The organism is Streptomyces sp. NPDC048185 (assembly GCF_043202495.1).
Lineage (GTDB): Bacteria > Actinomycetota > Actinomycetes > Streptomycetales > Streptomycetaceae > Streptomyces.
The window spans coordinates 185,722-199,041 of sequence record NZ_JBIDAN010000003.1 but is presented as its reverse complement, the minus strand read 5'-3'; the positions used below and the strand labels follow the sequence as shown (position 1 = coordinate 199,041).

The following is a 13,320-nucleotide window of genomic DNA, read 5'->3' as shown; positions in this document are numbered from 1 at the left end:
GTCATCCTCCTTGATACGGCACTGGACCACCTCCATCGTACGGTCGTGCGGAAGGGGGCCCAGGGCCGAAGGACCTGTTACACCGTGCGGCGCGCGTCACTGGTCGAAGCGGACCGCCAGCAGCACCACGTCCTCCTCGGAGTCCGCCTCGTCCGCGCCGTCCGGCAGCACCGTGCGCAGCACGTGGTCGGCGACGGCGTCCGGATCCTGGCGCTTGGCCCGCGGTACGCCGGCCGCGGCGGCGTGCAGTCGGGCGAAGGCGCGGTCGATCGGGTCGCCGGTGCGGTGCAGCAGACCGTCGGTGTACAGCAGGACCGTCTCGCCGGGCGCGGCCTGGAGCTCGACGCTCGGTGCCTCCCAGCAGGCGAGCATGCCCAGCGGAGCCGAGACGGAGGTCTCCACGAACTCGGTGCGCCGCTCGCCGGTCAGCAGCGGCGGGCTGTGTCCGGCGCCGGCCAGGGTGATCCGGCGCAGCGCGGGCTCGCAGTAGCCGAACAGGGCGGTGGCCGAGCGGGCGGGTTCGGTGAGCCGCAGCAGCAGCTCCAGGTCGGACAGGACCGCGACCGGGTCCTCGCCCTCCATCACGGCGTACGCCCGCAGGGACGCGCGCAGCCGGCCGGTGGCGGCCACCGCGCTGGGGCCGCAGCCGGTGACGGAGCCGACGGCCAGGCCGAGCGCGGCGTCCGGCAGCGGCAGGGCGTCGTACCAGTCACCGCCGCCGCGCGGGCCGGTGCGGCGGCGGGCGGCGAGCTGCACGCCCGGCACCCGGGGCAGGCGCGAGGGCAGCAGTTCCTCCGCCATGGTCGCCATGCGGGTGCGCGTGCGCTCGGTCTCCAGGAGCCGGGCCAGGTGCTCGGCGGCGTACCGGGCGTACAGCCCCACCAGGTGCCGCTGCCGCTCGCGCGGCTCGGCGGGTTCGTCGTAGAGCCACACGGCGACGCCGAGGCGGCCGGCGCGCTCGGTGGACAGGGGCAGGGCGTAGCTGGCGGCGTAACCGAGGCGGGCGGCGACCTCGCGGTGGCGGGGGTCGAGGCCCTCCTCGGCGAACAGGTCGGGTTCGGCGATGCCGCCCTCGGCGACGGGCAGGCCCTCCAGGATCCGTCCGTACGACAGGGAGCTGCGCGGCACCGTCTCGATGTGGCCGAGGTCGGCGCGGGCCAGTCCGAGGCCGATGGTGCTGTCGGGGCCGAGCCCGTCGGCCGGTTCCACGACGACGAGGCCGCGCCGGGCGCCCACCAGGGCGGCGCCGGCGCGCAGCAGTTCCTGCAGAGCTTCGGAGAGGGAGTCCGTGCGGACGAGGCGTTCGGTCAGCTCGTGCAGGGTCGTCAGGTCGGACACCCAGCCGGCGAGCCGGTCCTGGAGCAGGGCGCCCGGCGGGTCCGGCGTGCCCGGGCCGTTCGGCGGGGCGGCCGGCGAGGTGCCCGCGACGGCGGACGCGACAGTGTGTGCGGGGGACGGCACAGTTGAATCGATTCCAGCCACTTTCGCAGGGTGCGGGGCGTTCATGGCGTCCGGCTTTCCGACCGGTGCTTACTGCTCAAAAGCATCGCAAACCCCCATGTCATTCTGCGCCGCTGGCAGTGTCTCCACATGTACACGCACTCGTAAGGAGATGTCCAGCATTGTCCTGCTGGGATTCCTGGTGTCCGTGAGGTGCGAGCGGCCTCCTCTTCGAACCCCTTGCGGAAAGGCGAAGTTGGCTTGAAACTGCCCCAGAGGATGTCTTGTTGCGGTCTTCTGGGGGTGCTCCACGGAGCGTCACAGCGGTCGTGATGGGTACGTACTCGGTGAAGGCCAGGGGTGGCTGGGGGCCACCCGGAACCTGGCGGCGGACCCGGGCGTCCTATCCACCGACGACCGTGCCCCATCCTCCCGTGGCGGAGGCGGAGAGAAATACGCGGGACGGCAAACGCCAGACTTCGCCACCCCCGCGCCATGCCCATGCTTTTGATGGACGCAGTATGGATGGAACCGCCGCGGACGCAGTCTGAGCTCGGACCACAGGGGTGTCCCTTGCCCGCGGCAGGGGTGTGATGCGCCACCAGCTACGCACAGCGAAGTGATCGACACATGGTGTGAGACGACCACGGTGTTGCCAGGCGTGCAACGGAAAGGAACGAGCGCTCATGCGCGAGATCCTCGGAAGGCGACGCAGGCTCCTGTCCCGGCGAGGCGACGGGCGGCCTGAGCTGATCGGCGCGGCCCTGACCTACGCGACGCAGTGGCAGTGGCCCGTACTCCCGGGCGTGGCGCCCGACCCGCAGGCGCGCTCGCGCTGCGGGTGTCCCGACCCCGAGTGCACGGTGCCCGGCGCGCACCCCTTCGACCCCGGCCTCCTCGCCGCCACCACCGACGAGCGGATGGTGCGCTGGTGGTGGACCAACCGGCCGACGGCGCCGATCGTCATGGCCACCGGGGGCGGCGCCCCGTGCGCCGTCTCCCTGCCGGCCCTGCCGGCCGCCCGCGCCCTGGCCGCGCTCGACCGCGCCGGTCTGCGGCTCGGCCCGGTCGTCGCCTCGCCCACCCGCTGGTCGCTGCTGGTCCGGCCGTACTCCATGGAGCAGCTGGGCGAACTGCTCTACGCCAAGGACTTCGTCCCCGGATCGCTGCGCTTCCACGGTGAGGGCGGCTACCTCGCCCTGCCCCCGTCCGGGACAGGCCGGGGCGCCGTCCGCTGGGAGCGGGCACCGCTGCCGGGTTCCGCCTCGCCCTGGGTGCCCGACGTGGAGGCCGTGGTGGACGCGGTGGTCGACGCCCTCACCCGTACGGGTGTGAGCGCCCCCGAGTTGTAGGGGTGTCGGGCGCGCGCGGAAGTCGGCGCGCGTCCGGGGTCGTTATCGTCCGCTCCATGCCGCTTCATGCTGGGGAGCACCGCGCCGCGAGGCCGCGCCGCGCGGGACAGCGCCGCCGTCGTCCGGCCGGCGGCCGGATGCGTCTGTACGGACTCGCCGGTGTCGTGGTGAGTGCCGTCGTGCTGCCGTTCGCCGTGGCGTCCGCGGGGCCGGTGCACCACGGGGAGAAGGACCACCGGCCGCCGGTGGCGCGCCTGCTTCCGCACGGCGGTGACGGCAAGGCGCCCGAGCGGAGCGACGGCCGCACCGCGTCGTCCGGTGCCGGGCCCGCCCGCACCGCACTGCCGCTCGGCCTGGCCACCGCCGTGCGCTGCGGTCCCGAGCTCACCTCGCCCGAGGGGGTCGAGGCACAGACCTGTGTGCTGACGCAGGGGACCGCGACCTGGGCGCGGACCTACTACCGCAACGCGACCGGCGGGGCGCTGGAGACCGTGCTGAGCCTCATGGGGCCCGGCGGCCGCAGCGTGCGCATGCGCTGCGCGGTGGGCGCCGAGGACGCGCCGGGCATGTGCGAGACGCCCCGGGAGCGGATGCGGGGCGAGCCGGCCGCGTACACCGCCGTCGCCGAGTTCGCCGGCCGGGCCGGCTACGGACCGCTGCTGCTGCGCACGGGCAGCAACTCGCCTACAGAGCAGGCTCGTTGACGCGATGCCACGGGTGCTCGCGCCAGGGAGGGCATGCAAAGACCCGGTTGCTGGCGACGGGGGATGCACCAGCAACCGGGCTACTCGAACGGTAACAAGAGATCGGCGGTTAGCAAATTCGATCTCCTGTTTTCCGGTCACCGACTGGCGTGTCTGTGGCGGGAGTTGTGACTGGAGTCACGCGTTCCGCACCCGGTGGTCCGGCTGACCGGTCGGTCAGCCGGACCGGACACCGAGGCCGTGCGCCGGCCGCGGCTCAGCTGAGGGTGACCTGCCGGTTGGTCAAGCCGCCGCGCGCCCGGCGCTCGTCGGGCGTGAGCGGCGCCTCCGTGGCCAGGGCCTCGGCGAGGCGCTCGGCGAACTCGGCCGCCGGCTTCTCCACGTCCTCGGCGGTGACCCCGCTCGGCAGGTCCCAGACCGGGACGGTGAGTCCGTGGGCCCGGAAGGACCCCACGAGCCGGGTGCCCTCGCCCAGGCTCGACCGGCCCGCCGCGTGCAGCCGGGCCAGAGCGTCCAGAAGCCGCTCCTCCTCGTGCGGCATGACCCACCGCAGGTGGTTCTTCTCCGGCGTCTCGCACCAGTAGGCGGCGTCCACGCCCTGGAGCCGGACGGTCGGGATGGCCGCGGCGTTGGCCCGCTCCAGGGAGGCGGTCACCTCCGGCGTGGCGTTCTCCGCGTCCGGGACCCAGAACTCGAAGCCCTCGTGCACCACCGGCTCGAAAGCCCCCTCGGGCGCGAGCAGGTCCTGCAGCCGCGGACCGTCGGCCGGCGCGCGACGCCCTTGCACGGGCGTGCCCGGGGCGGCGGTCAGGGCCCGCTGGAGCGTGTCCGCGAGGTCACGGCTGATGTCACCCGACGCCGTGTCGTTCTGCAGGCCGAGCAGCACGGAGCCGTCCTCGCGGCGCAGGGCCGGCCAGGCCATCGGCAGCACCGTGGCCAGCGTGACCGAGGGGACGCCCTCGGGCAGGCCGTCCTTCAGCGTCAGTCCGACCGTGGCCGCCGGTACCAGCTCGCGCAGCGCCACCCAGTCGCACTCGCCGGGCAGCCCTTCGAACGGGCGCTGCACCAGCGCGGTCGTGGCCTGTGCGGCGGCCCGGCCGTGGCAGGCCTTGTAGCGGCGGCCGCTGCCGCAGGGGCAGGGCTCGCGGGCACCGACGACCGGGACCTCTCCGTCGGTGAGCTGGGGCCGCTTGGCCTTCGTCTGGGGTCGCTTCTTGGCCATCTGGGTGTCTCCCGGTTACGGCTCTACTCGTACGGGCGCGAGCCTAGCCGTTCGCGCCCCGGCCGACGGGACCCTGTGGACGACGGGCCGTGGCGGCCGGCCCACCCGGCGCGGGTCAGCCCAGATCGTCGAACGCGTCCGCGAAGTCCAGCCCGGGGATCTCCGACACCGCCGGGGCGGCGACCCGCGTGGCGAAGTCGTCGCGCCGGTGCCCCGCGGCCGCGTCGTCGTGGACGACGACCCAGACCGTGACCTCTCCGCACGCCTCGTCCCGTACCCCCCAGTCGTCGGCGAGCGCGGTGATGATGTTCAGCCCGCGGCCGCCGCGGGCGGTGACCGACGGGGTCGCCGGGGCCGGACGGGTCGGGCCGCCGCCGTCCGTGACCTCCACGAGGAGCCGGCCCCCCGCGTCCACCTGCCAGGCGGCGCGGACGTCACCGTCCCCGGCCATGGCGTCGCCCAGCGGACGGCCGTGCTTGCACGCATTGCTGAGCAGTTCGGACAGGACCAGGACTGCGTCGTCGATGACCGATTCCGACACACCGCCGCTGCGCAACTGCTCGCGCATCCGGTGCCGTGCTCTCCCCACGCCCGCAGGGCCATGGGGAACGGCCATGCTCGACGACGTGGGCACCTCCTGTGCCACCACCAACGCCACCCCCGAGACCTCCTTCGCCCCACGCCACGGTGTGGATGCCCTTCTGGCCTGAACCGGAAACCGGCCGGTCCCCGCCCAGTGACGCATTCGACACGCGTGCACACGCACCGAACGCGCCGGAGCACTCCCCGTAATCATGTGGCTGGATTTCGTCGGTGTGGCCGAACCGGAGAATGGGGCAGACGGCCCGCCGGGTCAAGGCCTCCGGACGAATCAGCGGCCGAGATGCTCCAGGACCGCGCGTGGCCGGTTGGTGATGACGGCGTCGACGCCCAGGCCGGCGCAGAGATCCACGTCGGCGGTCTCGTTCACGGTCCACACGTGCACCTGGTGCCCGGCCGCCTTCAGCCGCTCGATGTAGGCGGGGTGGTTGCGCACGATCCGGATCGAGGGGCCCGCGATCCGGACACCGGCCGGCAGCCGTCCGTCGCGCAGCCGGGGCGAGACGAACTGCATCAGGTAGACCGTCGGCAGCGTCGGTGACGCGGCCCGTACCCGGTGCAGCGAGCGGGCCGAGAAGCTCATCACCCGCACCGGCGACTCGGCGGCCGAGGCGGGCGCGTCCAGACCGAACCGCTTCAGGAGCAGCAGCAGCCGCTCCTCCACCTGCCCCGCCCAACGCGTGGGGTGCTTCGTCTCGATGGCCAGCTCCACCCGGCGGCCCGCGTCCGACACCAGCTCCAGCAGCCGCTCCAGGGTGAGCACGGAGGTCTCCTCGCGGTCCTCCGGCCGGTGCTCCCATTCGGGCTGCTCGTCGCGGGTGCGCCAGAACTCCCGGGTCCTGCGGGCACCGAAGTCCAGGGCCGCCAGGTCGGCGAGCTCCAGGGCCGAGACCGCGCCGCGGCCGTTGGACGTGCGGTTGACGCGCCAGTCGTGGACGCAGACGAGGTGGCCGTCGGCGGTCAGGCGCACATCGCACTCCAGGGCGTCCGCCCCGTCCTCGATCGCCTTCCGGTACGCGGCCAGGGTGTGTTCGGGGGCCTCCTCGGAGGCCCCGCGGTGGGCGACGACCTGAATCGGGTGCTGTCGTACGTGGGTCACCGCGTCATGGTGCCACCGTGCGCGGGTAGACGTGCCGTCGGAGTCGTCGGTCCCGCGTCCGATTAGTCTTGGATGACCTGTGTGAGGAACAACCGCGACCCACAGCATCCGCTTATGGTGCTCTGACGGCTCGTGGGAAAAGCTGATGGCCTACGCAAACACATGCATCACCACATGCGCAGCCGCGTCGCGCCGGGCCGTGGAGCCGCGCGCGTGAGCGCGGCCGAGCGCGACCAGTGCGCCCGAGCGGCAGTCGTGGATCGAGGAGAGAAGCTGTGAGCACCGAGAACGAGGGCACCGCGGTACCCCCGGCCCCGTCGGCACCCCCCGTGCCGGCGTCCTCTCCCGCAGCCTCCGAGCCTGCCCCGCCGCACCACCCGGGCCGGCCCCCGTCCCAGCCGCCCACGGGCGCGGAACCGCACGGTGATCCCCGGACGCCCCCGGCTCCCGCACCCGCCTCCCACCAGGCCGCCGCCCCGGGCTCCTCGGCCCCCGACGCGTCCTGGCCGCCGCCCCCGCCGCCGGCCGGCCCGTCCTACGGCGGCGGAGGCGGGGACGGCTCCGGCGGCTGGGGCGCCTCGTACCAGCCGCCGGCGCCGAAGTCCGGCCGCGGCCGTGGCGGCACGGTCGCCGCGCTCCTGATCGCCGCCCTGGTCGCGGGCGGTCTCGGTGGCGGCCTCGGCTACACGCTGGCCAAGAACAACGACGAGTCGGGTTCCACGACGGTATCCGCCTCGGACACCGGCGGCTCGGTCAAGCGCGACGCGGGCACCGTCGCGGGCGTGGCCGCCAAGGCGCTGCCCAGCACGGTCACCATCCAGGCCGAGGGCAGCAACGGCGAGGGCGGCACCGGCACCGGGTTCGTCTTCGACAAGCAGGGCCACATCGTCACCAACAACCACGTGGTGGCGGAGGCGGTCGACGGCGGCAAGCTCAGCGCGACATTCCCCGACGGCAAGAAGTACGACGCCCAGGTGGTCGGCCACGCCCAGGGCTACGACGTGGCGGTCATCAAGCTCGAGAACGCCCCGTCGGACCTGAACCCGCTGCCCCTCGGCGACTCGGACAAGGTGGCCGTGGGTGACTCGACGCTCGCCATCGGCGCCCCCTTCGGGCTGTCCAACACGGTGACCACGGGCATCATCAGCGCCAAGAACCGCCCCGTGGCCTCCAGCGACGGCAGCGCGAGCAGCAAGGCGTCCTACATGAGCGCCCTGCAGACCGACGCCTCGATCAACCCGGGCAACTCCGGCGGCCCGCTGCTGGACGCGCAGGGCAATGTCATCGGGATCAACTCCGCGATCCAGTCCTCGAGCAGCGGCGGCTTCGGCGGCGCGGGCCAGGCGGGCTCGATCGGCCTGGGCTTCGCCATCCCCATCAACCAGGCGGAGTTCGTCGCCAAGCAGCTGATCAAGACCGGCAAGCCGGTGTACGCGAAGATCGGCGCCTCCGTCTCGCTGGAGGAGACGACGAACGGCGCGAAGATCACCGAGCAGGGCGTCAGCGGCTCCGAGCCCGTCGAGCCGGGCGGCCCCGCCGCCGCCGCGGGCCTCAAGCCGGGCGACGTCATCACCGAGCTCGACGACACGGTGATCGACAGCGGCCCGACCCTGATCGGCGAGATCTGGACCCACAAGCCCGGCGACAAGGTCACGGTCACCTACGAGCGCGGCGGCAAGCAGCACACGGCCCAGCTCACCCTCGGCAGCAAGACCGGCGACGACTGACCCACCCGCCCCCGCACGGACCCGCTACCCTGGTCCCGCGCGGTCGATCACGGCCGGCGCGGGGTGGGTTGCCCGAGCGGCCTAAGGGAACGGTCTTGAAAACCGTCGTGGCAGCGATGTCACCGTGGGTTCAAATCCCACACCCACCGCGGTGTTCGACGGCCCCCGACCTGATGTGACGGTCGGGGGCCGTCGTCGTGCGCGCCGTCTCTGCGGGCGGGCCGGCGGGTGCGGGTACTCGGGTGGGACTGAGTATGTGCGCTCTGGCCGGCCGGGGAGCGTCCGGGGACGCTCGGGTCATGGAACATCGACGACCGAAGACCGCCGCGCAGTGGGTGTCGGGGCTCGTGCTCGCCGCGGTGGCGGCGGGTCTGTGGGCCGCCTGGCTGGGGTGGGACCAGCAGCGTGACGTGCACCCCGACGGCACGACGACCGGGCCGTACGAGGCCTGGCAGGTGATCGGGCTGGTGCTGACCCTGCTCCTGCCGGTGTGCTGGGCGGCGTCGCGGGGGTACGGCGCGGGCGCGGTGGCGGGGGTCACCGCCGGGCTGACCGTGTCCGCCGCCTACGACTGGTCGGACGACGCCAGCGGGCTCTTCGTGGTCGGCGTGGGGATGGTCATGGTGGGGACCCTCGGCGTGACCGCCGCGCTGGTCGCCGTGATGGCCGCGGTGAGACGGAGGGGCGGTGCGGTGCCCCGGCGGTGACCGTGACCGTGTCCTCCGGGGGGCCGGGTGCGCGGTGCGGTGCCCCGGCGGTGCGCGGGGCCGTGCCCTCCGGGGGCCGGGTGTGCGGTGCGGTGCCCCCGGCGGTGACCGCGGGGGCGTGCCCCCGGAGGGCCGGGTGCGCGCGGTGACCGGGACCGTGTCTTCCAGGGGCCCCGGTGCGGGCCGTCCGAGGCGCGTGGGCATCCACCGCGGTCGCGTCAGGGGTGGTGGCCCGTCATGCGGGCCGCCGACGCGATGGTCGCGCGGGCCTCGCCCTCCGTCAGACCGGTCTCCCGGGCCGCCTCGACCAGGGGAGCCACGAGCGCGGCGCCGATGCCGTTCTCGTAGGCACGGCAGGCCGCCCAGAACAGGCGGGTGTTGCGCTGGCCCTCGTGCGCGGCGAGGACGAACCGGACGAGGCCCCCGCCGTGCGCGTCGGTCGTCCCGGGGGTGTGCCGGTGTGCGCGGGGCGGCGGAAGCAGGAGGCGCAGCAGCGCGGGCGGGCAGGCGGCGGGCGCCAGGTGGGCGGTGCCGGGCGCGGCGGTGTAGGTGCCGTGCCGGGTGCGGGAGCCGGGGCCGACGAGGTACCCGCCGGCGCCGCGGATGTCGATGCCGGGAGCCAGGCGGCCGGCCGAGTTGGGGACGACGGCGTCGGGCGGGCCGGTCAGCCAGAGGTGGCGGCCTCCGCTGGGGGTGAGGACGACCACCGTGGGCGGGATCGTGAACAGGTGGCGCAGGGCCAGTCCGCGCAGCGCGGCCGAGGAGTCCGTGTCCCCTTTGGTGTCCAGGTCCACGCCGATGAGGTGGTGCGGCGGCAGCCCGCAGGCGATGCCGTAGCCGGCGGCCCAGGGCGCTGCGGCGAAGAGTTCACGGATGCGGGCCGGGTCGGTGGAGGCGTCGTGGACACCGTGGCCGAGGCGGCCGCACTCGCCGTGGCAGCGGGAGGGGGCCGGGTCGTCGCGGTGGGGGGAGCGCAGGGCCGGGAGCTTCGTCCGGGACAGGGGGATGACCGCCAGACCGCGTTCGGCGGCGGACAGGGCGTGAGCGAGGGCCAGCGTCGTGGCCTGCCGGTCGGAGGTGGCCATGACTCCATGTTCGTACGCATGTTCGAGAAAAGGAAGGGTGGTCGCACGCGACGCGCCGGGGGCGGAGCGGCGGACGGGGAAAGTGGCGGAACGCTTCACCTCTTGTGGTGCTTGAGGTGCGACTGTCCGGACTGCCCGAGGTGCGGCACAAGGGAGGCAAAGGGGTTTATCGACTTGTCCTCACGCTTGAGGGCGAACCGGGGCTTCCGGGGTGGTTCGGCGGTATCCGCTGGGCAACTCTGATCACGCGACGTCGTGCACAGCGTCGAGGCGGTCGGCCGACTGCCCCGGCGTCCGGGCTGGTTCACAAGTGCAGGTACTTCTCGCGTTGTCGGCAGGAAGCCGGTGCGCACCGTGTTCTGGAGGAACTACATGGCAAGCATCCGTACCGCTCGCGTCATCGCCGCCGTCGCCGCGTTCCCGCTGGCCGTCGCCCTCTTCGGCGGCGTCGCGGCCGCGGACAACGGCGCCGTCGCGGACGACGGATCGAACGCGACCTCCGCGGAGGCCTTCGCGGGCGTCGTCGGCAGCGGTGTCGGTGACGACAACACCGGCAACTCGTCCACCACGCATCAGCAGGCGGTCGGGCCGGGTGCCTCGAACCAGAGCAACACCGCGCAGCTCGACGACTCCGCGTTCACGGCCGTCAACCAGGGCAACGAGAACGTGGCCGTCGGCTTCTCCCCGCTGTGGTGACGAGCTGAGGGGCCGGTAGCGGGCGCTCGAGCGCCCGCCCAGTCTCCGTGCGGGTGTGCTTCATGGGTCGCAGGACGCCTGGGCGGCGGTACTCCGGTACCGCCGCCCAGGCGTTCGTCCGTGCCGGCTTCCGCGGGACCCTCAGGGGCGAACCCCCAGTACCCCCGGCCCTCTCCTCCACCCAGAGGAGGTGCAGCCAACCCCACCCCTACAACCTGAGGCGGACTCCGCTTCGGGACCTGCGGCCGATCCGCCGCGCACCCCTTCGCTCATAGCGTTGAGTCATGACCGCACCTGTCTGCACCAGCGCTTCGAACGCCGTCACAGCAATGACGCAGACCTTCCCGTACCCGTCGTTCTCGTCGTACGTGAAGGCCCGCCAGCCGGTGCTGCTGCGTACCGCCCGGTCGCTGACCGCGAACCCGAGCGACGCGGAGGACCTGCTGCAGACCGCGCTCACCAAGACGTACGTGGCCTGGGAGCGCATCGAGGATCATCGCGCCCTGGACGGCTATGTGCGCCGGGCGCTGGTGAACACGCGGACGTCGCAGTGGCGCAAGCGCAAGGTGGACGAGTTCGCGTGCGACGAGATGCCCGAGCCGGAGCCCGCACCCGGCGGGGACGACCCGGCGGACCGGCAGGCGCTGCGCGACGCGATGTGGCGGGCCGTCCTGAAGCTGCCGGCCCGGCAGCGGGCGATGGTCGTCCTGCGGTACTACGAGGACCTGAGCGAAGCCCGGACGGCCGAAGTCCTCGGCGTGTCCGTGGGCACGGTGAAGTCGGCGGTGTCCCGCGCGCTCGGCAAGCTCCGCGAGGACCCTGAGCTGGGGTTTGTTCGGTGATGAGGGCATTTGTGGCGATGCGGCGGGCGGATCTGTCGGGCGCCGCGCACTGATCGATCACCGGGGAGTAGTGACATACCGCGCGGTATGTGCGCAGAATCAGCGCAACCCTTACCGCCGCGTAGGCAATGTCGCCCCGGGAGGACACCGTGCTGAGCACGATGCAGGACGTACCGCTGCTGATATCGAGGGTGCTGACCCACGGGTCGACCGTCCACGGCAGCTCGCAGGTGACCACCTGGACCGGTGAGGACGAGCCGCACCGCCGCTCCTTCGCCGAGATCGGCGCCCGCGCCGCCCAGCTGGCGCACGCCCTGCGCGAGGACCTCGCCGTCGGCGACGACGAACGCGTGGCGACCCTCATGTGGAACAACGCCGAGCACGTCGAGGCCTACTTCGCGATCCCCTCCATGGGCGCGGTCCTGCACACCCTCAACCTGCGCCTCCCGGCCGAACAGCTGGCCTGGATCGTGAACCACGCGGCCGACCGGGTGGTGATCGTCAACGGTTCGCTGCTGCCGCTGCTCGCCCCGCTGCTGCCGCACCTGAAGACGGTCGAGCACGTCGTCGTCACCGGCCCGGGCGACCGCTCCCCGCTGGACGGGGTCTCCGCCGAGGTGCACGAGTACGAGGACCTGATCGCCGGGAAGCCGGCCGTGTACGACTGGCCCGAGCTGGACGAGCGGGCCGCGGCCGCCATGTGCTACACCTCCGGCACCACCGGCGACCCCAAGGGCGTGGTCTACAGCCACCGTTCCATCTACCTGCACTCCATGCAGGTCAACATGACCCAGTCGATGGGCCTGACCGACCAGGACACCTCGCTGGTCGTGGTCCCGCAGTTCCACGTCAACGCCTGGGGGCTGCCGCACGCCACCTTCATGACCGGCGTCAACATGCTGATGCCGGACCGCTTCCTGCAGCCGGCGCCGCTCGCCGCGATGATCGAGGGCGAACGGCCGACGCACGCCGCCGCCGTCCCCACCATCTGGCAGGGCCTGCTCGCCGAGCTGACCGCCAAGCCCCGGGACGTCTCCTCCCTCACCCAGGTCACCATCGGCGGCTCCGCCTGTCCCCCCTCCCTGATGGAGGCGTTCGACGCGCTCGGCATGCGGGTCTGCCACGCCTGGGGCATGACGGAGACCTCGCCGCTCGGCACGGTCGCCCGGCCGCCGGCCCACGCGGTGGGCACGCCGGAGGAGTTGGCGTACCGCCTCACCCAGGGCCGCTTCCCGGCCGGCGTCGAGGCCCGCCTCACCGGCCCCGGCGGCGAGCGCCTGCCCTGGGACGGCGAGTCCGCCGGTGAGCTGGAGGTCCGCGGCAACTGGATCGCCGGCGCCTACTACAACGGTCCGGGCGCCGAGCCGCTGCGCCCGGACGACAAGTTCAGCGAGGACGGCTGGCTGAAGACGGGTGACGTCGGCACCATCTCCCCCGACGGCTTCCTCACCCTCACCGACCGCGCCAAGGACGTCATCAAGTCCGGCGGCGAGTGGATCTCCTCCGTCGAGCTGGAGAACGCCCTGATGTCCCACCCGGACGTCGCCGAGGCCGCGGTCGTCGCCGTCCCCGACGACAAGTGGGGCGAGCGCCCGCTGGCCACCGTCGTCCTCAAGGAGGGCGCGAGCGTCGGCTTCGAGGCCCTGCGCGCCTTCCTCGCCGAGGACGGCAACATCGCCAAGTGGCAGCTCCCGGAGCGCTGGACGGTCATCGCGGCGGTGCCGAAGACGAGCGTCGGCAAGTTCGACAAGAAGGTGCTGCGCAGGCAGTACGCCGAAGGCGGCCTGGACGTCACCCGGCTCTGACGCCCGGACACCCGGGAACCCAGGCGCACGGGCCGGGCGGC

General features: G+C 73.2%; 12 protein-coding genes and 1 tRNA gene. 8 read left to right on the top strand and 5 right to left on the bottom strand.

Annotated features, from left to right (window positions below; genetic code table 11):
- Positions 1-96: 96 nt before the first annotated feature.
- Positions 97-1,506: a PP2C family protein-serine/threonine phosphatase gene (locus ACGF3H_RS11435; protein WP_362486062.1), complete on the bottom strand. Its 1,410-nt coding sequence runs from the start codon at positions 1,504-1,506 to the stop codon at positions 97-99.
- Positions 1,507-2,126: 620 nt separating this feature from the next.
- Here ACGF3H_RS11435 and ACGF3H_RS11430 point away from each other — a divergent pair.
- Together ACGF3H_RS11430 and ACGF3H_RS11425 are read left to right on the top strand one after the other, a co-directional pair.
- Entirely contained in the window at positions 2,127-2,792 is a 666-nt protein-coding gene (locus ACGF3H_RS11430; RefSeq protein ID WP_362486060.1) for a bifunctional DNA primase/polymerase, read from the top strand.
- Positions 2,793-2,848: 56 nt separating this feature from the next.
- Positions 2,849-3,496 (top strand): hypothetical protein, encoded by a 648-nt coding sequence (locus tag ACGF3H_RS11425; RefSeq protein ID WP_362486058.1) that lies wholly within the window; start codon positions 2,849-2,851, stop codon positions 3,494-3,496.
- Positions 3,497-3,752: 256 nt separating this feature from the next.
- Here the strand turns inward: ACGF3H_RS11425 and ACGF3H_RS11420 are convergent, their stop codons facing one another.
- The 3 genes from ACGF3H_RS11420 to ACGF3H_RS11410 all read right to left on the bottom strand — a co-directional run bounded on the left by ACGF3H_RS11420 (position 3,753) and on the right by ACGF3H_RS11410 (position 6,417).
- Positions 3,753-4,718 (bottom strand): DUF5926 family protein, encoded by a 966-nt coding sequence (locus tag ACGF3H_RS11420; protein ID WP_362486056.1) that lies wholly within the window; start codon positions 4,716-4,718, stop codon positions 3,753-3,755.
- Between the two features lie 115 nt (positions 4,719-4,833).
- Positions 4,834-5,376, bottom strand: a complete 543-nt coding sequence (locus ACGF3H_RS11415; RefSeq protein WP_362486054.1) for an ATP-binding protein — start codon at positions 5,374-5,376, stop codon at positions 4,834-4,836.
- A gap of 213 nt (positions 5,377-5,589) precedes the next feature.
- A complete protein-coding gene (locus ACGF3H_RS11410) occupies positions 5,590-6,417 on the bottom strand; it encodes a glycerophosphodiester phosphodiesterase (protein WP_359393818.1) in 828 nt (275 codons plus the stop codon).
- 275 nt (positions 6,418-6,692) lie between these two features.
- Here ACGF3H_RS11410 and ACGF3H_RS11405 point away from each other — a divergent pair, with 275 nt between their 5' ends.
- The 3 genes from ACGF3H_RS11405 to ACGF3H_RS11395 all read left to right on the top strand — a co-directional run bounded on the left by ACGF3H_RS11405 (position 6,693) and on the right by ACGF3H_RS11395 (position 8,851).
- Positions 6,693-8,144: a trypsin-like peptidase domain-containing protein gene (locus tag ACGF3H_RS11405; protein WP_362486052.1), complete on the top strand. Its 1,452-nt coding sequence runs from the start codon at positions 6,693-6,695 to the stop codon at positions 8,142-8,144.
- A gap of 62 nt (positions 8,145-8,206) precedes the next feature.
- A tRNA-Ser gene (locus ACGF3H_RS11400) sits at positions 8,207-8,293 on the top strand.
- A 150-nt stretch (positions 8,294-8,443) separates the two neighbouring features.
- Positions 8,444-8,851: a hypothetical protein gene (locus ACGF3H_RS11395; protein ID WP_362486050.1), complete on the top strand. Its 408-nt coding sequence runs from the start codon at positions 8,444-8,446 to the stop codon at positions 8,849-8,851.
- Between the two features lie 218 nt (positions 8,852-9,069).
- Here the strand turns inward: ACGF3H_RS11395 and ACGF3H_RS11390 are convergent, their stop codons facing one another.
- Positions 9,070-9,936, bottom strand: a complete 867-nt coding sequence (locus tag ACGF3H_RS11390) for a bifunctional DNA primase/polymerase (RefSeq protein WP_362486048.1) — start codon at positions 9,934-9,936, stop codon at positions 9,070-9,072.
- Between the two features lie 372 nt (positions 9,937-10,308).
- On the opposite strand from ACGF3H_RS11390, the gene ACGF3H_RS11385 reads away from it, so the two are divergent.
- The 3 genes from ACGF3H_RS11385 (at position 10,309) to ACGF3H_RS11375 (ending at position 13,279) form a co-directional block, all read left to right on the top strand.
- Positions 10,309-10,632 carry a hypothetical protein gene (locus ACGF3H_RS11385; protein ID WP_362486046.1) on the top strand — a complete coding sequence of 108 codons (324 nt, stop codon included), beginning with the start codon at positions 10,309-10,311 and terminating at the stop codon, positions 10,630-10,632.
- Positions 10,633-10,916: 284 nt separating this feature from the next.
- Positions 10,917-11,474 (top strand): SigE family RNA polymerase sigma factor, encoded by a 558-nt coding sequence (locus ACGF3H_RS11380; protein WP_362486044.1) that lies wholly within the window; start codon positions 10,917-10,919, stop codon positions 11,472-11,474.
- A gap of 128 nt (positions 11,475-11,602) precedes the next feature.
- The gene (locus tag ACGF3H_RS11375; protein ID WP_362486042.1) at positions 11,603-13,279 is read left to right on the top strand and encodes a long-chain fatty acid--CoA ligase; all 1,677 of its coding nucleotides are present in this window, start codon (positions 11,603-11,605) and stop codon (positions 13,277-13,279) included.
- The last annotated feature ends 41 nt before the right edge of the window (positions 13,280-13,320 follow it).

Coding starts and splice junctions, on each gene's coding strand:
- ACGF3H_RS11435 (WP_362486062.1), bottom strand. CDS start 1,506: ATGAACGCCCCGCACCCTGCGAAAGTGGCTGGAATCGATTCAACTGTG.
- ACGF3H_RS11430 (WP_362486060.1), top strand. CDS start 2,127: ATGCGCGAGATCCTCGGAAGGCGACGCAGGCTCCTGTCCCGGCGAGGC.
- ACGF3H_RS11385 (WP_362486046.1), top strand. CDS start 10,309: ATGGCAAGCATCCGTACCGCTCGCGTCATCGCCGCCGTCGCCGCGTTC.
- ACGF3H_RS11380 (WP_362486044.1), top strand. CDS start 10,917: ATGACCGCACCTGTCTGCACCAGCGCTTCGAACGCCGTCACAGCAATG.
- ACGF3H_RS11390 (WP_362486048.1), bottom strand. CDS start 9,936: ATGGCCACCTCCGACCGGCAGGCCACGACGCTGGCCCTCGCTCACGCC.
- ACGF3H_RS11395 (WP_362486050.1), top strand. CDS start 8,444: ATGGAACATCGACGACCGAAGACCGCCGCGCAGTGGGTGTCGGGGCTC.
- ACGF3H_RS11425 (WP_362486058.1), top strand. CDS start 2,849: ATGCCGCTTCATGCTGGGGAGCACCGCGCCGCGAGGCCGCGCCGCGCG.
- ACGF3H_RS11375 (WP_362486042.1), top strand. CDS start 11,603: ATGTCGCCCCGGGAGGACACCGTGCTGAGCACGATGCAGGACGTACCG.
- ACGF3H_RS11420 (WP_362486056.1), bottom strand. CDS start 4,718: ATGGCCAAGAAGCGACCCCAGACGAAGGCCAAGCGGCCCCAGCTCACC.